Source organism: Micromonospora sp. NPDC002717, assembly GCF_040295705.1.
GTDB lineage: Bacteria > Actinomycetota > Actinomycetes > Mycobacteriales > Micromonosporaceae > Micromonospora.
In genome coordinates this window covers 20,243-41,358 of record NZ_JBEOVW010000045.1, presented here as the reverse complement: position 1 = coordinate 41,358, position 21,116 = coordinate 20,243, and the positions used below count along the sequence as shown (strand labels likewise).

Annotated in this window: 2 protein-coding genes; both read right to left on the bottom strand. The window is 76.7% G+C overall.

Annotated features, from left to right (window positions below; genetic code table 11):
• Positions 1–6,164: type I polyketide synthase (locus ABT006_RS32825; RefSeq protein WP_502891050.1), on the bottom strand; the 6,164-nt coding region annotated here is incomplete at its 3' end.
• A gap of 70 nt (positions 6,165–6,234) precedes the next feature.
• On the bottom strand, positions 6,235–21,114 hold the full coding sequence (locus ABT006_RS32820) for a type I polyketide synthase (protein ID WP_502891049.1): 14,880 nt from the start codon (positions 21,112–21,114) through the stop codon (positions 6,235–6,237).
• Positions 21,115–21,116 lie beyond the last annotated feature (2 nt).

Sequence of the window (21,116 nt, the reverse complement as noted above, 5' to 3'; positions counted from 1 at the left end):
GCCGGGTCCACGTCACCGCGCTCGCGGACGTACCCCGCCAGCCGCGCCGCCTGACCCGCCAGAGCCGCCTTCGACCGCGCCGACACCGGCCACACCAGGACGTCGGAGGCGACCAGCGCCGGACCTCGGTCCGGGCCGGCCTCGGGCTCCGCGCTCTCGGCGGGCAGCTCCTCGGCCAGCTCGATGATGACGTGCGCGTTCGTGCCGGACATGCCGAACGACGACACCGCCGCACGCCTCGGCCGGTCCACGGCGGGCCACGGCCGCGCCTCGGTCGCCAGCTCCACCGAGCCGGCCGTCCAGTCGATGTGCGGGGACGGCTCGTCCACGTGCAGCGTCGCCGGGACCACGCCCTCGCGCATCGCCAGCACCATCTTGATCACGCCGGCCACGCCCGAGGCGGCCTGCGTGTGCCCGATGTTCGATTTGATCGAGCCGAGCAGCAGCGGCTCGTGCCCGTCCCGGCCCTGCCCGTAGGTGGCCAGGAGCGCCTGCGCCTCGATCGGGTCACCGAGGGTGGTGCCGGTGCCGTGCGCCTCGACCACGTCCACGTCGGCCGTGGACAGCCGCGCCGACGCGAGAGCCTGCCGGATCACCCGCTGCTGCGACGGACCGTTCGGCGCCGTCAGCCCGTTCGACGCGCCGTCCTGGTTCACCGCCGACCCACGCACCACCGCCAGAACCTTGTGACCGTTGCGCCGCGCGTCCGACAGCCGCTCCACCAGCAGCACACCGACGCCCTCACCCCACCCGGTGCCGTCCGCACCCGCCGCGAACGCCTTGCACCGGCCGTCGGCGGCCAGGCCACGCTGGCGGGAGAACTCGAAGAAGGTGCCGGGGGTGGCCATGACCGTGACGCCGCCGGCGAGGGCGAGGTCGCACTCGCCGCGTCGGAGCGCCTGCACCGCCAGGTGCAACGCCACCAACGACGACGAACACGCCGTGTCCACCGACACCGCCGGCCCCTCCAACCCCAACGCGTACGCCACCCGACCCGACACCACACTCGCGGCGTTCCCGGTCGCCGCGAATCCCTCCACCTCGTCCGCGGCCACCGCCAACAGGGCCCCATAGTCCTGACCATTCGTGCCCACGAACACCCCTGTTCGCGAACCCCGCAACACCCCCGGGTCAACCCCTGCCCGCTCCACCGCCTCCCACGACGCCTCCAACAGCAACCGCTGCTGCGGATCCATCGCCAGCGCCTCACGCGGCGAGATCCCGAAGAAGGCCGGGTCGAACTCCGCGGCCCCGGGCAGGAATCCGCCCTTGTTCGTGTAGCTGGTGCCGGGGTTGGCCGGGTCGGGGTCGTACAGCCGGTCAAGGTCCCAGCCCCGGTCGGTGGGGAAGTCACCGATGGCGTCGACGCCGTCGGCGACGAGCCGCCACAGCCCCTCGGGGTCGTCGGCGCCACCGGGGTAGCGGCAGGACATGGCGACGATGGCGACCGGCTCGTCCTCGTCCACGGTGGTCGGCGCGGCGGCGGGGGCCGGGTCGGCGGCGGCGTCGAAGAGGCCGGCGAGCAGGAAGCGGGCCAGCACGACCGGGGTGGGGTGGTCGAAGACCAAAGTGGTGGGCAGCGCCTGCCCGGTGGCGGCGACGAGCCGGTTGCGCAGCTCCACCGCGGTCAGCGAGTCGAAGCCGAGGTCCCGGAACGCGGTGGTCGCCGGGATGGCGGCGGCCCCGCCGTCGTGGCCGAGCACGTCGGCGGCGAGGTCGCGGACCAGGTCGGCGACGGTCTCCTCCCGCCGGGCCGGGGTCAGCCCGACGAGCCGCCGGCGCAGGGTCGCCGCCGGGCCCTCGTCGCCGTCGTCCACCGGGGCGCCGCCGTCGAGGGCGGCCCGCGCCTCCGGTACGCCCTCCAGCAGTGGCCGGCGGCGGGCGGAGGCGTACGCCGGGGCGAAGCGGGACCAGTCGACGTCGGCCACGGTCACGGTGACGTCGTCGTGGTCGAGGGCCTGCGGCAACGCGCCCATGGCCACGGTCGGCTCCATGGCGGGCAGGCCCCGGCGGCGCAGGTTCTGGTCCGCGTCGGCCGCGTGCATGCCGCCGTCGGCCCACGGTCCCCAGGCGATGGCGGTGCCGGCCCGGCCGTCCGCCCGCCACTGCTGCACGAGCGCGTCCAGGTACGCGTTGCCGGCCGCGTACCCGGCCTGGCCGCCGCTGCCCCAGGTGGCGGCGATGGACGAGTAGACGACGAACGCGTCCAGCTCCCGGTCGGCGAGGAGGTCGGCGAGGTGGGTGGCGCCGGCGGTCTTGCCGGCGGTCACCTCGGCCAGCTCGGCGGGGGTGACCTCGGCCAGCGGGGTGCTCTGCGCGAGGCCGGCGGTGTGCACGACGGTGCGCACGGGCGGGCCGTCGGCCTCGACGTGGTCGAGCAGGGCGGCGAGCGCGGCCCGGTCGGCGATGTCGCAGGCGGCGACGGTGACCCGGGCGCCGAGGCCGGTCAGCTCGGCTTCCAGCTCGGCGGCGCCGGGGGCGTCCGGTCCGCGGCGGCTGACCAGCACGACGTGCTCGGCTCCGGCGCCGGCAAGCCAGCGGGCGGCGCGGGCGCCGAGCCCGCCGGTGCCGCCGGTGATCAGTGCCGCGCCGGTGGGCGTGAACCGGCGCGCCGGCGGGCGGTCGCCGACGGCGGCGCGGACCAGACGGCGGACGAAGACGCCGGGGCCGCGTACGGCGAGCTGGTCCTCGCCGGTCGATCCGGTGAGAATCGCGGCGAGCCGGCCGCCGGTGCGGTGGTCGGGGCGGGGCGGCAGGTCGACGAGGCCGCCCCAGCGGTGCGGGGCCTCGACGCCCACCACGCGGCCGAGCCCCCAGATCGCGGCCTGCGCGGGGTCGGTGACCCGGTCGTAGGAGGCGGCGGCGACCGCGCCCCGGGTGACCAGCCACAGGGGGGCGTCGACCCCGGCGTCGCCGAGCGCCTGCACGAGCGCGAGGGTGGCGGCCAGGCCGGGCAGGACCGCGCCGTCGGCGGCGGGCGGTTCGACGGCGAGCAGGGAGACCACCCCGGCGAGGTCGGCGCCGGCGAGGGACGCGGCGAGGCCGGACCGGTCGGCGCCCGCGTCGACGGCCAGCGGCAGCACGTCGGCGCCGGCGCCGGTCAGTGCGGCCCGGACGGTCTCGGCGGCGGGGTCGTCGGCGCCGCCGGCGGGCAGCGCCAGCAGCCACGTGCCGGTCAGCCGGGCGGGGGCGGGCTCGGGGGTCACCTGCCAGTCGGCCCGGTAACGCCAGCCGTCGAGCACGGAGTATTCCTGCCGCTGCCGCCGCCAGTCGGCGAGGACGGGCAGCAGGGTGCGCAGCGACTCGGCGGCGGCCTCGTCCTCGACGGCGAGGGTGTCCCGCAGCGCGTCGAGGTCGGCCCGTTCGACGGCCGCCCAGAACCGCTGGTCGAGCACGCCGGTCCCGGCGGCGGTGGCCGCGTCGGCGGGCGCCTCGGCCGGCACCCAGTAGTGCTGCCGCTCGAACGGGTAGGTGGGCAACCCGACGAGCCGGCCGGGCCGGTCCCCGAAGAGGTCCACCCAGCGCACCGGCGTGCCGGCGACGTGGAGCTGGGCGAGGGCGGCGAACAGGGCGCGGCGGTCCGGGCGGTCCCGGCGCAGCACCGGCACGACCACGGCGGGGGCGGCGTCGGCGCCCTCGGCCTCGGCCTCGGCGAGGGTCTCCTGGGCGGTGGCGGTGAGGACGGCGTCGGGGCCGACCTCGACGAAGGTGCCGACGCCGTGGGCGCGCAGGGTGCGTACGCCGTCGGCGAAGCGGACCGCCTCCCGGACGTGCCGCACCCAGTAGCCGGGGTCGGTGAGCTGCGCCGGGTCGGCCAGCTCGCCGGTCAGGTTGGACACGACCGGCAGGGTGGGGGCGCGCAGGTCGAGGCCGGCGGCGACGGCGGCGAACTCGGCGAGCATCGGCTCCATCAGCGGGCTGTGGAAGGCGTGGCTGACCCGCAGCCGCCGCACCTTCACCCCCCGGCCGGTCCAGAGCGCCGCCAGCTCGTCGATGGTCGCGCCGTCGCCGGACAGGACGACGGCGGCGGGCCCGTTGACGGCGGCGACGGCGACCCGGTCGGTCAGCTCGGCGATCGACTCGGCGATCCGGGCCTCGTCGGCGGCGACGGCGAGCATCGCCCCGCCGGCGGGGAGGGCCTGCATGAGCCGGCCGCGGGCGGCGACGAGGGCGCAGGCGTCGTCGAGGGTGAGCACGCCAGCCACGTGGGCAGCGGTCAGCTCGCCGACGGAGTGCCCGGCGACCAGGTCGGGGGCCAGGCCCCAGGAGCCGAGCAGCCGGTGCAGCGCCACCTCGACGGCGAAGAGTCCGGCCTGGGTGAAGACGGTCTGGTCGAGCAGCGCGGCCTCGTCGGTGCCGGGCTCGGCGAACAGCAGCGGCTTCAGCGGCCGGGGCAGCCGGTGGTCGAGATGGGCGCAGACCTCGTCGAGCGCCGCCGCGAAGACCGGGTACGCCTCGTACAGGCCCCGGCCCGCGCCGGCGCGCTGGGCGCCCTGCCCGGAGAAGAGGAACGCGACCCCACCGCGTTCGGCGGCGGCGCCGGTGACCAGGCCGGGGGCGGGCCGGTCGTCGGCGAGGGCGTGCAGGGCGGCGAGCAGGCCGTCCCGGTCGTCGGCGAGGACGACCGCCCGGTGTTCCAGGGGCGAGCGGGACACGGCCGAGGTCCAGGCGACGTCCGCCGGTCGCAGGTCGGCGTCGGCGACGTACCGGGACCAGCGCTCGGCCTGGGCGCGCAGCGCGGCGCGGGTGCGGCCGGTGAGCAGCACCGGTGCGGGCGCGGGGAGGTCCGCCCGGTCGACCTCGGCGGCGGTCGGCTCGGGCTGTTCGAGGATGAGGTGGGTGTTGGTGCCGCTCATCCCGAACGAGGACACGGCGGCGCGGCGCGGCCGGTCCACGGCCGGCCACGGGGTGGCCTCGGTGACCAGGGTGACCGCGCCGGCGGTCCAGTCCACGTGCGGAGTGGGCTCGTCGACGTGCAGGGTGGCCGGCACGGTCCCGTGCCGCATCGCCTGCACCATCTTGATCACCCCGGCGATGCCGGCGGCGGCCTGGGTGTGGCCGATGTTCGACTTGATCGAGCCGAGCAGCAGCGGCGCGGCGTCGCCCCGCTCCTGGCCGTAGGTGGCGAGCAGCGCCTGGGCCTCGATCGGGTCGCCGAGGGTGGTGCCGGTGCCGTGCGCCTCCACCACGTCGACCAGGTCGGGGGTGAGCTTCGCGCCGGCCAGGGCCTGCCGGATCACCCGCTGCTGGGACGGGCCGTTGGGGGCGGTGAGGCCGTTCGACGCCCCGTCCTGGTTGACGGCGGAGCTGCGGATGATCCCGAGCACGGGGTGGCTGTTGCGGCGGGCGTCGCTGAGCCGTTCCAGCAGCAGCATGCCGACGCCCTCGGACCAGCCGGTGCCGTCGGCGGACGCGGCGAACGACTTGCACCGGCCGTCGGCGGCGAGGCCGCGCTGCCGGGAGAACTCGACGAACGGGCCGGGGGTGGCCAGCACCGTCGCGCCGCCGGCCAGGGCGAGCCCGCACTCCCGTTGGCGCAGCGCCTGGCAGGCGAGGTGGATGGCGACCGACGCCGACGAGCAGGCGGTGTCCACGGTGACCGTGGGGCCCTCCAGCCCGAACGTGTACGCCAGCCGGCCGGAGACGACGCTGGCGGCGGTGCCGGTCAGCACGTACCCCTCGACGCCGGGCGCCCGGTGTAGCACGGCGGCGTAGTCCTGGCCGGAGGTGCCGACGAAGACGCCGGAGCGGCTGCCGCGCAGCGACAGCGGGGCGATGCCGGCCCGCTCGAACAGCTCCCAGGTGACCTCCAGCAACAGCCGCTGCTGCGGGTCCATGGCGACGGCCTCGCGCGGCGAGATGCCGAACAGCGCGGCGTCGAACTGCCCCGCGTCGTGCAGGAACCCGCCCGCGGTGGTGTACGAGGTGCCGGGGTTGTCCGGGTCGGCGTGGTAGAGCCGCTCCAGGTCCCAGCCCCGGTCGGTGGGGAAGTCGCCGATGGCGTCCCCGCCGGACGAGACGAACTGCCAGAGGTCCTCGGGCGAGTTGATGCCGCCCGGGTAGCGGCAGCTCATCGCCACGATCGCCACCGGCTCGGACTCCTCGGCGGTGACCTCGCGGAGCCGTTGGCGGGTCTGGTGCAGCTCGGCGACGACCCGCGTCAGGTATTCGCGCAGCCGCTCTTCGTCCGCCATGACTTCTCGCTTTCTCGTGACACCACAGGACCCGGGCGGCTCAGGAGAGCCCGAGGTCCTGGTCGATGAGGTCGAACAGCTCCTGGTTGCTGGCCACCCGCAGCCGGTCCGCCACCTCGGCGGTCTCCTCCCGGCGTTCCTCGGCGGCGCCGAGTCGTTCGAGCAGGCTGTGCAACCGCATCGTGATCCGCACCCGGCCGATGTCGTCCGGGTCGCGCAGCGCGAGGGCGCTCTCCAACTGGTCCAGCTCCGCCAGGGTCGGCAGCGCCTCCACCGACGCCTCGCTGAGCAGCTCGGCCCGGAGGTGCTCGGCGAGCGCCTGCGGGGTCGGGTAGTCGAAGACCACCGAGCTGGGCAGGCTCAGGCCGGTCGACCGGGCGAGCCGGCCCCGCAGCTCCACCGCGGTCAGCGAGTCGAAGCCGAGGTCCCGGAAGGGCCGGCCGGCCTCCACTGCGTACGGGCTGTCGTGCCCGATCACCTCGCCGGCCGCGGCGCGGATCAGGTCCACCAGCACCCGGGCCTGTTCGGCCTGCGTCAGCTCGCCGAGCCGCTTACGCAGGTCCGCGGCGACCAGGTCGCCGTCCTCGGCGTCCGCCCGCTCCGCCGCCGCCTGGGCGGCCACCTCGGCGATCTCGCTGATCAGCGGGCGGGGCCGGGCGGAGGCGAACACCGGCGCGAAGCGGTCCCAGTCGACGTCGGCCACGGTGAGGGCGGTGTCGTCGCCAGCGAGGCCGGCGCGCAGGGCGGCCATCGCCGGTTCCCGGTCGAGCAGGGACACGCCGCGCCGGCTCATCGCCGCCGCGTGCGCGTCGGTCACCATGCCGCCGCCAGCCCACGGTCCCCAGTTGACCGAGAGGACCCGGGTCCGACCCGCCGGCCGCGACTGCGCCCAGGCGTCCAGGAAGGCGTTGCCGGCGGCGTACGCCCCGTGGTCGCCGACGCCCCACACGGCGGCGATGGAGGAGAAGTGGACGACCAGCTCGAGCGGCTCGGGGTCGAGGAACTCGGCCAGATGCCGGGCACCGGCGATCTTGCCGGACACCACGTCGGCGAGTTCCGCCTCGGTCACCGCGGCGACCGGGTTGAGCCGCCCCACGCCGGCTGCGTGCACCAGGGCGTGCACGGTCTCGCCGTCGGCGCGCAGCCCGCGGACGAGGTCCGCGACCGCGTCCCGGTCGGCCAGGTCGCAGGCCAGCACCCGGGCCTCGGCGCCGAGGGCGGCCAGTTCCGCCACCGCCTCGTCGGCGCCGGGGGCCGCCGCGCCGCGCCGGCTGACCAGCAGCAGGCGCCGCGCGCCGTGCCGGGCGAACCAGGCGGCGGCGTACCGGCCGACGGCGCCGGTGCCGCCGGTGACCAGGACGGTGCCCGGCGGCTGCCAGTCGCCCGTGGCCTCGGCCCGGGGCGCGCGGGCCAGCCGCCGCAGGTACGTCCCGGAGTCCCGCACCGCGAGCTGGTCCTCGTGTCCGGTGGCGGTCAGCGCCGCCAGGACGTGCTCGGCGGCGGCGGTGTCCAGGGTGGCGGGCAGGTCGAGCAGGCCGCCCCAGTGCCGGGGGTGTTCCAGCGCGGTCACCAGGCCGAGGCCCCAGGTGGTGGCCTGCGCGGGGTGCACGACCGGGTCGTCGGCCGCGGTGCTGACGGCCTGTCGGGTGAGCAGCCACAGCGGCACCGGCGGCAGGGTGTCCGTGACGGCCTGCACCAGGGCGAGGTTCGCGGTCAGGCCGACGGGCACGGCGGGCCGGTCGGGGTGCGGCCGCTCGTCGAGCGCGAGCAGCGACACGATCCGGGTCGGCGGGACGCCGACCAGCTGCGCGGCGAGCGCCGCCCGGTCGGTGGTGGCCGGGTCGACGGTGAGCAGCCGTACGGTGCCGCCGCGCGCGGCGACGAGTTCGGCGAGCCGGTCGACGACCGGCTGGTCCGTTCCGGTGTGGACGACGGTCCACGCGCCGTCGGCGACGCCCGCCGCGAGGGTCTCGGGGCGCCAGGTGATCCGGTACCGCCAGCCGCCGGCGAGGGTGTCCTCCTGCTGCTGGCGTCGCCACTGGGCGAGTTCGGGCAGCAGGTCCCGCAGCGGCCGGTCGGGGTCGACGCCGAGCCGGCCGGCGAGCGCGTCGCCGTCGCCCGACGTCACGGCCTGCCAGAACGCCGCGTCGACCTCGTCCTGCGGGGCGGCGGGGGTGTCGACCGCCGCCGCGTCGAGGGTCGGCCAGAAGCGCTGGTGGGCGAACGCGTACGTGGGCAGGTCCACCGGTCCGGCGCCGGGCAGCAGCCGCGACCAGCGGACGGCCACGCCCTGGCAGTGCAGTCGGGCGACCGCGCCGAGCAGGGCGGCCACCTCGTCCTGGCCTGGCCGCTGCACGCCGGTCACGGTGACCGGGGCGTCGGCCGGCAGCGCGTCGGCGGTCAGGGCGGTCAGCACCGTGTCCGGCCCGACCTCCAGGAACCGGGTCACCCCGTTGGCGTGCAGGTGGGTGACGGTGTCGGCGAAGCGGACCGCCTCGCGGACGTGCCGGACCCAGTAGTCGGGGGTGCACAGCGTGTCGGCGTCGACGACCGTGCCGGTCAGGTTCGACACCAGCGGCACCGTCGGCGCGCCGTACGACAGGGTCGCCGCCACGGCCGCGAAGTCGGCGAGCATCGGCTCCATCAGCGGGCTGTGGAAGGCGTGGCTGACCCGCAGCCGCTTGGTCCGCACGCCGAGGGCGGTGAAGTGCTCCGCCAGCCCGGTCAGCGCGTCCTCCGCCCCGGCGACGACGACGGCCGCCGGCCCGTTCACCGCGGCGACGTCGACCCGCCCCTCCACGTCGGTCAGCGCCCGTCGCACGTCGACCTCGGGCGCGGCGACGGCGAGCATCCCGCCGCGGGCGGGCAGGGCCTGCATCAGCCGGCCCCGGTTGCCGACGAGCGTGCACGCGTCGGGCAGGGAGAGCACCCCGGCCACGTGGGCGGCGACGATCTCCCCCACGGAGTGGCCGGCCACGAGGTCGGGCCGGATCCCCAGGTCTTCGAGCAGCCGGAACAGCGCCACCTCGACGGCGAAGAGCCCCGCCTGGGTGAAGACGGTCTGGTCGAGCAGGTCGGCCTCGGCGGTGCCGGGCTCGGCGAACAGCACCTCGCGCAGTGGCCGCGGCAGGTGCGCGTCGAGGTGCTGGCACGCCTCGTCGAGGGTCTCGGCGAAGACGGGGAAGGCCTCGTAGAGCTGGCGGCCCATCCCGGCGTGCTGGGCGCCTTGGCCGGAGAAGAGCACCGCCAGCGCGCCGCCGTGCTCGGCGACGCCCCGGGTGAGGCCCGGGTGCTCCTGACCGGCGGCGAGGGCCCGCAGCCCGGCGAGGGCGGCGTCCGCGTCGGCGGCGAGCAGCACGGCGCGGTGCCGCAGCGGGGACCGGCCGGTGGCCAGGCCCCGGGCGACGTCGGCGGCGGGGGTGGCGGTCCGCGGCAGCCAGTCGGCCAGCCGGGCCGCCTGGGCCGGCAGGCTGTCCGCGGCGTCGGCCGAGACCACCCAGGGCAGCACCGGCAGCCGGGCGGGTGGCCCGTCGGCCGGGCGGGACGCCCCGGTGCCGGCCGGCGGCGCGGTCGGCGCCTGTTCGAGGATGACGTGCACGTTGGTGCCGCTGACCCCGAACGACGACACGCCGGCCCGGCGCGGCCGGTCCACGTCCGGCCACGGCCGCGGGTCGGTCAGCAGCGCGACCGCGCCCGCCGACCAGTCGACGTGCGGCGAGGGCTCGTCCACGTGCAGGGTGGGCGGCAGCAGGTCGTGCTGGAGCGCCATCACCATCTTGATCACGCCGGAGACGCCCGCGGCGGCCTGGGTGTGGCCGATGTTCGACTTGACGGAGCCGAGCAGCAGCGGCCGGTCGGCGGGCCGGTCCTGCCCGTACGTGGCGAGCAGCGCCTGCGCCTCGATGGGGTCGCCGAGCCGGGTGCCGGTGCCGTGCCCGTCGACCGCGTCCACGTCGGCGGCGGACAGCCGCGCGTTGGCGAGCGCCTGGCGGATCACCCGCTCCTGGGCGGGCCCGTTGGGCGCGGTCAGGCCGTTGCTGGCGCCGTCCTGGTTCATCGCCGAGCCGCGCACGACCGCCAGGATCTGCCGGCCCTCGCGCTGGGCGTCGGAGAGCCGCTGGAGCAGCAGCAGGCCGACACCCTCGCCCCAGCCGGTGCCGTCGGCGGCTCCGGCGAAGGACTTGCACCGGCCGTCGAGGGCGAGCCCCCGCTGCCGGGCGAACTCCAGGAACGGGCCGGGGGTGGCCATCACCGTCACGCCGCCGGCGACCGCGAGGTCGCACTCGCCCTGCCGCAGCGACTGGCACGCCAGGTGCAGCGCCACCAGGGAGGACGAGCAGGCGGTGTCGACGCTGACGGCGGGGCCCTGCAACCCGAAGTGGTACGCCAGCCGGCCGCTGATGACGGCGGCGACGTTGCCGGTGGCCTGGTAGCCCTCCGTCTCGACCCGGGCGGCCAGCAGGAGCGTCGCGTAGTCCTGGCCGTTGGTGCCGACGAAGACGCCGGTGTTGGTCTCCCGCATGTCGGCCGGTGCGGTGCCGGCCCGCTCGAACAGCTCCCAGGCGCTCTCCAGCAGCACCCGCTGCTGCGGGTCCATGACCATCGCCTCACGGGGGGAGATGCCGAACAGGGCGGCGTCGAAGCCGGCGGCGTCGGCGAGGAAGCCGCCCTCCCGGACGTACGAGGTGCCGGGCCGGTCGGGATCCGGGTCGTAGATGGCGTCCAGGTCCCAGCCCCGGTCGGCCGGGAACTCCGCGATCCCGTCGCGCCCCTCGCTGACGAGTCGCCACAGGTCCTCCGGGTCGGCGACGCCGCCCGGGTACCGGCAGCTCATCGAGACGACGGCGATCGGCTCGTCCAGCGCGGCGGCGGCCCGCACCGCCGGGGTCGCCGCGGCCTCGTCGCCGGTGATCCGGGTGACCAGGTGGTCGGCGAGGGCCGTGGGCGTCGGCCGGTCGAACACCAGCGTCGCCGGCAGGGTCAGGCCGACCGCCTCGGCGAGCCGGTTGCGCATCTCGACGGCGCTGAGCGAGTCGAAGCCGATCTCCCGGAACGACCGGTCCGCCGCCAACGCCTGCGGCGAGGGCAGTCGCAGCACCGCCGCCGCGTGGACCCGCACCAGGTCCAGCAGGAGCCGGCGCCGCTCCGCCGCGGCGAGGCCGGCGAGCCGGCCGCGCAGCGGGGACGCCTCCCGCGTCTCGTCGTCGTCGCCGGAGCGGGCGGCGGCGAGGGCGCGGGCCACCTCGGGGATGTCGCCGATCAGCGGTCGGGGCCGGGCCAGCGCGAACGTCTGGAGGAACCGGTCCCAGGCGATGTCGGCGACGGTGAGGGCGGGCTCGGCCCGTTCCAGCGCCCCGGCCAGCACGGAGACCGCCAGGTCCGGGTGCATCGGCCGGACGCCGGAGCGGAACATCTGGTCGGCGGCGCCCTCGGTCTCCACCATGCCGCCGCCGTCCCAGGCGCCCCAGGCCAGTGCGGTGCCGGGCAGCCCGCGCCGGCGCCGGTCCTCGGCGAGCGCGTCGAGGAAGGCGTTGCCGGCGGCGTACGCGCCCTGGTAGCCGCCGCCCCAGACGCCGGCTCCGGAGGAGAAGAGCACGAACGCGGTCAGGTCCGGGCCGAGGACCTCGTCGAGGTTGACCGCCCCGGCGACCTTGGCCTGCAGGGCGCCGGCCAGTTCGGCGAGGTCGGTGTCGCCCAGCGCGCCCGCGTGCGGCACACCGGCGGCGTGGAACACCGCGTCGATCCGGACGTCGCGTTCGGCCAGCCGGTCCACGAGGGCGCGCAGCGACTCCCGGTCGGCCACGTCGCAGGCCGCCACGGTGACCGTGGCGCCGTGGCCGGTCAGGTCGGCCTCGAGCTCGGCGGCGCCGGGCGCGGTGGGGCCCTGCCGGCTGGTCAGCACGAGGTGCACGGTGCCCGTACGGGCCAGCCAGCGGGCCACGTGGGCGCCGATCGAGCCCAGGCCGCCGGTCACCAGGACGGTGCCGCCGGGCCGCCAGCCGTCGCCGGCCGGGCGGTCGTCGGCGGTGGCCCGGACCAGGCGCCGGGCGAACAGCCCGGAGGAGCGTACGGCGATCTGGTCCTCGTGCCCGATGCCGGCGAGCGCGGCGGCCAGCCGGGCGCGGGCCCGCTGGTCCGGGTCGGCGGGCAGGTCGACCAGGCCGCCCCAGCGGTCGGGGTGCTCCAGGGCGGCGACCCGCCCGAGCCCCCAGACCAGGGCCTGGTCGGGCCGGTCCACGGGGTCGGCCCGGCCGGTGCTGACGGCGCCGCTGCTGACGCACCACAGCGGGGCGGTCACCCCGGCGTCGCCGAGCGCCTGCACCAGGGCGAGCGTGCCGGCGAGCCCGACCGGCACCACGGGGTGCGCCGGGTGCGGCGCGCCGTCGAGGGCGAGCAGCGAGCACACCCCGGCGACGGACTCCGGGTCGGTGGCGCGCAGCAGGTCGGCCAGCGCGGCCCGGTCGGGGTCGGTGACGGTGAGCAGGGTGGGTTCCGCGCCGGCCTCGGCCAGCGCCCGGACGACCGCGCCGGTCAGCGGGGTGTCGGCGTGCGCGGCGGGCACCGGCACCAGCCAGGTGCCGGTCAGCGCGGCGGTCGCCGGCACGGTGACCGGCTTCCAGGCGACCCGGTAGCGCCAGGAGTCCACCGTGGACTCGTCGCGGCGGCGCCGCCGCCAGGCGGCGAGCACCGGCAGCGCGTCGTCCAGGCGGCGGGCCTCGGTGTCGTCGAGCCGCATCGCCTCGGCGAGCGCCCCGGCGTCGGACCGCTCGACGGCGTCCCAGAATCGCCGGTCGGCCGGCTCCTCGGCGCTCGCCGCGGCGCCGGACAGTGCCGGCGCCTCCGGCCAGTACCGCTGGCGGTGGAAGGCGTACGTGGGCAGCGGCACGGCCGGGCCGGTGCGCGTGCCGTGCACGGCGGTCCAGTCCACCTCGACGCCGTGGACGTGCAGCGTGGCGAGGGCGGTGAGCATCCGCGGCCAGCCCCCGGCGTTGCGGCGCAGGGTGTTGACCACCACGGCCTCGTGCTCGGCGGCGTCGATGGTCTCCTGGATCCCGAAGCTGACCACGGGGTGCGGGCCGACCTCCAGGAAGACCTGGTGGCCCTCGTCGAGCAGGCCGCGCACGACGCGTTCCACGTCCACCGTCTCGCGCAGGTTGCGGTACCAGTAGCCGGCGTCGAGTTCGGTGGTGTCCAGGGGCCGGCCGGTCAGGGCGGACCAGAACGGCGTCTCGGCGGGGCGGCCGACGATCCCGGCGAGGCTGCCGGTCAGCCGGTCGGCGACGGCCTCGACGTGCGGCGAGTGGGAGGCGTAGTCGACGTCGATGCGCTGGGCGCGCACGCCGTCGGCCTGGCAGGCGGCGAGCAGTTCGGCGAGGGCGTCCTGGTCACCGGCGACCACCACGGAGCCGGGACCGTTGACGACGGCGACCGACAGCCGGCCGGCCCACGGGGTGAGCAGGTCGCGGGCCCGGTAGGCGGGCAGCGCGACGGAGGCCATCCCGCCCCGCCCGGCGATGTCGGCCAGCACCTGGCTGCGCAGCGCGACGACCTTCGCGCCGTCGGCCAGGGACAGCGCCCCGGCCACGCAGGCCGCCGCGATCTCGCCCTGAGAGTGGCCGACCACGCCCGCCGGCCGTACGCCGAGGGAGCCCCACAGCCGGGCCAGCGAGACCATGACCGCCCACAGCGCCGGCTGCACCACGCCCGAGTCGACCAGCGGCGGCGCGTCCGGGGCGCCGCGCAGCACGTCGGTGAGCGTCCAGTCCACCCAGGGCGCGAGCGCCTCCTCGCACTCGGCGATGGCGGCGGCGAAGACGGGGGACGTGTCGAGCAGGTCGGTGGCCATCCCGGGCCACTGCGAGCCGTGTCCGGAGAAGACGAAGATCGGGGCGGCGTTGCGCAGGGCGGCGCCGGTGACCACGTCGGCGGTGGTGTCACCGGCGGCAAGGGCGTCGAGGCCGCGGGCCAGCTCGTCCCGGTTGCCGCCGAGGACCACCGCCCGGTACGGGAACGACACGCGGCTGGCGGTCAGCGCGTACGCCACGTCGGCCGGCTCCAGCTCGGGGTGCGCGGCCAGGTGGGACCGCAGCCGGCCCGCCTGGCCGCGCAGGGCGACCGGGTCCGCCGCGAAGAGCGCGAACGGCACCGCGACGGGTTCCGACGCGGGGAACACGAACGGCACGGCGGTGTCGGTGCCGGGCGGGGTCGCGGCGGTGGGCTGCGGCGCGGCGGCCGGCTCGGGGGCCTGTTCGATGACGACGTGCGCGTTGGTGCCGGAGATGCCGAACGAGGACACCGCCGCCCGGCGGGGCCGGTCCACCTGCGGCCACGGGGTGGGCTCGGTCGCGAGGGCCACCGCCCCGGCGGTCCAGTCGATGTGCGGGGACGGCTCGTCGACGTGCAGGGTCGCCGGCACCAGGCCGTGCCGCATCGCCAGGACCATCTTGATGATCCCGGCGACGCCGGCGGCGGCCTGGGTGTGGCCGAGGTTCGACTTGACCGACCCGAGCAGCAGCGGCCGGTCGGCGGGCCGGTCCTGCCCGTAGGTGGCCAGCAGGGCCTGCGCCTCGATGGGGTCGCCGAGGGTGGTGCCGGTGCCGTGCGCCTCGACGGCGTCGACGTCGGCGGGTGACAGCCGGGCGCTGGCGAGGGCCTGCCGGATGACCCGCTGCTGGGACGGGCCGTTGGGCGCGGTGAGGCCGTTGGACGCGCCGTCGGAGTTGACCGCGCTGCCCCGGATGACGGCGAGGATGCGCCGGCCCTCGCGCCGGGCGTCGGAGAGTCGCTGCACGAGCAGCATGCCGACGCCCTCGCTCCAGCCGGTGCCGTCGGCGGCGGCGGCGAACGACTTGCACCGGCCGTCGGGCGACAGGCCGCGCTGCCGGGAGAACTCGATGAACGTGCCGGGGGTGGCCATCACGGTCACGCCGCCGGCCAGCGCGTACTCGCACTCCCCGGCCCGCAGCGCCTGCGCCGCCAGGTGCAGCGCGACCAGCGAGGACGAGCAGGCGGTGTCGACGGTGACCGCCGGGCCTTCCAGGCCGAACGTGTACGCCACCCGCCCGGACAGCACGCTGCCGGAGGTGCCGGTGCCGATGTAGCCCTCCACCTCGCCCGGCTGGTCCATCAGCCGGGAGGCGTAGTCGTGGTACATGACACCGGCGAACACGCCGGTCCGGCTGCCCCGCAGCCGCCGCGCGTCCAGGCCGGCGGACTCGAACGCCTCCCACGACGTCTCCAGCAGCAGCCGCTGCTGCGGATCCATCGCCAGGGCCTCACGCGGGGAGATGCCGAAGAACCCGGGGTCGAACTCCGCTGCCCCGTACAGGAATCCGCCGTGGCGGGTGTACGAGGTGCCGCTGCGGTCCGGGTCGGGGTCGAACAGCGACTCCAGGTCCCAGCCCCGGTCGGCGGGGAACTCCGAGATGCCGTCGCCGCCGGTGGCCAGCAGTTCCCACAGCTGGTCCGGGTCGTCGACGCCGCCGGGGTAGCGGCACGCCATGCCGACGATCGCGATCGGCTCGTCGGCACCGGCGACGGTGCCGCTGGTCGCGTCCGCACCGGATGGCCGTACGCCCGCCAGCTCGGACCACACGTGGTCGGCGAGCACGGTCGGGGTCGGATAGTCGAACACCAGCGTGGACGGCAGCCGCAGCCCGGTGGCCGCGTTCACCCGATTGCGCAGGTCCACCGCCGTCAGGGAGTCGAAGCCCAGCTCGCGGAACGCCCGGTCCGCCGGCACCGCCTCGGCGCCGCCGTGCCCCAGCACCTGCGCGACCAGGCCCCGTACCAGCACGTCGACCTGGGCGCGCGCCTCCTCGGGCGCCAGGCCGGCGATGCGGGTCGCCCAGGTGCCGCCCTGTCCCGCCTGGCGGCGCGTCGTGGTGGTGCCGAGCAGCGCCCGCAGCATGGGCGGCACCAGGCCGGCGCCGGCGGCGGCGCGGAGGGCGGCCAGGTCGATCACGGCCGGCACCAGGGCGGGCCGGTCGGCGCCCACGGCGGCGTCGAACAGCCGCAGCCCGGTTTCGGCGCTCATCGCGGTGACGCCGCCCCGGGTCGACCGCGCCCGGTCCGCCTCGTCGAGAGACGCCGCCATACCCGCCGTGTCCCACATGCCCCACGCCAGGCTCACCGCCGGCAACCCGAGCTGCCGCCGATACACCGCCAACCCGTCCAGGAATGCGTTACCCGCCGCGTACGCCGACTGACCCGGCGAACCCAACACCCCCGCCACCGACGAGAACACCACAAACAAATCCAGATCCAGGGACGCCGTCGCCTCGTGCAGCCACCAGCCCGCCGACACCTTCGGCGCCAACACCCCAGCCAGCCGCTCCGCGGTCAACCCCTCGACCACACCGTCGTCCAACACACCAGCCGTGTGCACCACACCCGCCAGCCGACCCTCGGCGGTGACCTCACCGACCAGGCCGAACACCTGGTCCCGGTCCGTCACGTCACACGCCACCACCCGCACGGCGGCACCCAACGCGGTCAACCGCTCCGACAACTCCGCCGCGCCCGCGGCCTCCAGGCCACGCCGCGACACCAGCACCAGCGACCGCACACCCCACGAGGCGACCAGGTGCTCCGCCACCAACGCGCCCAGCGCACCCGTCCCACCGGTCACCAGCACCGCGCCGTCGCCGAGGTTCGGCGTCTCCACCGCCGCGCCGACGCCCGCCCGCACCAGACGCGGCACGAACACCGCGTCGGAGCGGACGGCGACCTGGCCGCCCGTCGCCGCCGGCTCGTCCGCCACCCCGGCCAGGACGCCCAGCAACCCGGCGTGCAGGTCGCCGTCGACGTCGGCCAGGACGATCCGGCCGGGGTGTTCCGACTGCGCCGACCGCAGCAGACCCCACACCGCCGCACCCGCCAGGTCGGTCACCCGGTCCTCGACCCCGACCGAGACCGCACCCCGGGTCACCACCACCAGCCGCGCATCCGCCAGCACGTCGGCAGCCAGCCACGACCGCACGGTCGCCAGCACGGCCGACGCGGTCTCGCGCACCGCGTCGGGACCGTGGTCGGCGTCCTCGGGGCGGGCCGCGTCCCCGGCCGACCCGACCGGCACCAGCAGCAGGCGGGGCGGCACGCCCGACGGCTCGGCGTCGACCGCCGCGACGAGCGCCTCGACGTCCGGGAACGCCGGCAGGTCCACGGAGACCGACGAGCCCACCGACGCCCACCCGGAGACGTCCCCGGCCGCGGCGACCTCCTCGGCCTGCCACGCCACCTCGAACATCGAGCGGGCCGCCGAACCCGCCGACGACACCGCGGTCAGCTCCCGCAACGCCAGCGAGTCCACCGACACCACGGCGGCACCCGACTCGTCACCGGCGACCAGCCGCACCGCCGCGCCCGCGCGCGTCAGGCGCACCCGCAGCACCCGCGCACCCGACGCGTGCACCTGCACACCCTCGAACGCGAACGGCACCCGCGGCCCACCCGACTCCGCGCCCAACAGCAACCCGATCGGGTGCAGGGCCGCATCCAGCAACGCCGGGTGCACCCCGAAGCCGGCCGCGTCGCCGGCCACCTCGTCGGGCAACGCCACCTCGGCGAACACCTCACCGCCGCTGGTCCAGGCCCGGCGCAGCCCCTGGAACACCGGCCCGTACGCCAGACCGTGCTCCGCCAGCGTCGGATACCAACCCGCCAGGTCCACCTCGACACCGCCGACGGGCGGCCACTCCCCCACGCCCGGCTCGTCGGCCGACGCCGGCTCCAGCACACCCTCCGCGTGGCGGACCCACTCCGGGTCGACGGCCTCCTCCGGCTGGGAGTGCACGGTCACCGACCGGGTGCCCGCCTCGTCGGCCGCGCCGACCCGCACCTGCACGCGCACGGCACCGGCCTCCGGCAGCACCAGCGGGGCGGCGATCGTCAGCTCGCGTACCCGGGACGCGCCCACCTCGTCGCCGGCCCGCACCGCCAGCTCCACCAGCGCCGCGCCCGGCACCACCACCACGCCGGAGACGGCGTGGTCGGCCAGCCAGGCGTGCGTCGCCGTGGACAGCCGGCCGGTCAGCACGACCATGTCCTCGCCGGCCACCGACACCGCCGCGCCGAGCAGCGGGTGCCCGGCCGCCCCGAGCCCCGCCCCGGACACGTCGGTCCACCGGCCCGCCGGCTCCAGCCAGAAGCGCTGGTGCTGGAAGGCGTACGTCGGCAGGTCCACGTGCTCGCCACCGCCGAGGTGGTCCGCCCAGCCGACGCTCACGCCGTGCACGTGCAGCCGGGCGAGGGCCTCGAGGAGTGCCTGCGGCTCGGGCCGGTCGTGGCGCGAGGCCGGGACCAGCAGGGGCGAGGGCCCGTCCTCCGCCCGCTCGGCGAGGCAGCCCTGCGCCATGGCGGTCAGCACGCCGTTCGGTCCCACCTCCAGGAAGGTGTCGACCTCCTCGGCGCGCAGGCAGTCGACGGCGTCGGCGAAGCGGACGGTGCCGCGTACGTGCCGCACCCAGTAGCCGGGGTCGCAGAGCTGCTCCGCCTCGGCGACCCGGCCGGTCAGGTTCGACACCACCGGGATCGTCGGCGGCCGGAAGGTCAGCCCGTCGGCGACGGCCCCGAACTCCGCGAGCATCGGGTCCATCCGACCGCTGTGGAAGGCGTGGCTGACCCGCAGCCGGCGGGTCTGCACGCCGCGCTCGGACCACGTGCGCTGCACCTGGTCGAGCGCCTCGTCGTCCCCGGCGACCACGACGGCGGTGGGGCCGTTCACGGCGGCCACGTCCAGCCGGTCGGTCAGCCCGGCGAGGGACGCGGCCACCGCCGCCTCGTCCGCCGCCACGGCGAGCATCCCGCCGCCGGCGGGCAGGGCCTGCATGAGCCGGCCGCGCGCCGCGACCAGGGCGCACGCGTCCTCGACGGAGAGCACCCCGGCGACGTGCGCCGCCGCGATCTCGCCGATGGAGTGCCCGGCCACCAGGTCCGGCACCACCCCGAACGACTCGACCAACCGGAACAGCGCCACCTCGACGGCGAACAACCCGGCCTGGGTGAACACCGTCTGGTCCAGCAACTCCGCCTCGGCCGTGCCCGCCTCCGCGAACAACACCTCACGCAGCGGACGCGGCAACAACGGATCCAGGTGCCCACACACCTCGTCCAACGCGGCGGCGAACACCGGGAACGCGGCGGACAGCTCACGACCCATCCCGGCACGCTGCGCGCCCTGACCGGAGAAGAGGAACGCCACCCGGCCGCGCGACGCAGCCACCCCGGTGGTGACCATGCCGTGCGGCTCGCCGCCGGCGAGGGCCCGCAGCCCGGCGAGCAGGTCGTCCGCGTCGCCGGCCAGAACCACCGCGCGGTGGTCGAGCCCGGCCCGGGCGACCGAGGCGGCCGCGACGTCCGCCGGCCGGAGGGAGTCGGCGCGGCCGAGGTGGGCGGCCCACCGCTCGGCCTGCCCGGCCAGCGCCTCCGGGATGCGGGCGGAGAGGAACACCGGGGCGAGCGGCAGCGCCGCCGGCGCGTCGGCGACGGGCGTGGCGTCGTCCCCGGGCGGGGCGTCCTCGACGGGCGCCTCCTCCAGGATGACGTGGGCGTTCGTACCGCTGATGCCGAACGACGACACGGCGGCCCGGCGGGGCCGGTCGGCGGCCGGCCAGGGTCGGGCCTCGGTCAGCAGCGAGACCTGGCCGGCGGACCAGTCGATGTGCGGGGACGGCGCATCGACGTGCAGGGTGGCGGGCATGGTGCGGTGCCGGATCGCCTCGATCATCTTGATCAGGCCGGCGGCGCCCGCGGCGGCCTGGGTGTGACCCAGGTTCGACTTGACCGAGCCCAGCCAGAGCGGCCCGCCGTCGCCCCGGTCCTGGCCGTAGGTGGCCAGCAGCGCCTGCGCCTCGATGGGGTCGCCGAGGGTGGTGCCGGTGCCGTGCGCCTCGACCACGTCCACGTCGGCCGGCGAGAGCCGGGCGTTCGCGAGGGCCTGCCGGATCACCCGCTCCTGGGACGGGCCGTTGGGCGCGGTCAGCCCGCTGCTCGCGCCGTCCTGGTTGACGGCGCTGCCCCGGACGACGGCGAGGATCCGCCGGCCGTCCCGCCGGGCGTCCGACAGCCGCTGCAACAGCAGCACACCGACGCCCTCGGACCAACCGGTGCCGTCGGCGGCGGCGGCGAACGACTTGCACCGGCCGTCTGAGGCCAGGCCCCGCTGGCGGGAGAAGTCGGCGAAGGTGCCCGGCGTGGACATCACCGTCACGCCGCCGGCGAGCGCGAAGTCGCAGTCCCGCTGGCGCAGCGCCTGCGTCGCGAGGTGCACGGCGACCAGCGACGACGAGCACGCGGTGTCCACCGTGACCGCCGGGCCCTCGAGCCCGAAGGTGTACGCCACCCGCCCGGACACCACGCTGCCCGAGTTGCCGGTGCCGATGTAGCCCTCCACGCCGTCGGGCAGGTCCAGCACCCGGGACGCGTAGTCGTGGTACATCACCCCGGCGAACACGCCGGTCCGGCTGCCGCGCAGCCGCTGCGGGTCGAGACCGGCGTGCTCGAACGCCTCCCAGGAAATCTCCAGGAGCAGCCGCTGGTGGGGGTCCATCGCCAGGGCCTCGCGGGGGCTGATGCCGAAGAAGCCCGGGTCGAACTGCGGCGCGTCGTAGAGAAAGCCGCCCTGGCTGCTGGTCGACGTGCCCGGGTTGTCCGGGTCGGCGTGGAACAGCCGCTCCAGGTCCCAGCCCCGGTCGGTCGGGAAGTCGCCCACCCCGTCGCCGCCCCGGTCGACGAGGTCCCACAGCTCCGCGGGGCTGGACACCCCGCCCGGGAACCGGCACGCCATGCCGATGACGGCCATCGGCTCGCGGTCCTTGGCCTCCACCTCGCGCACCCGCCGGCGCGCGTCGCGCAGGTCGGCAGTCGCACGCCGGAGGTAGTCGAGGAACTCTGCCTCAGTGGGCATCGGGCCACTCCGTATCA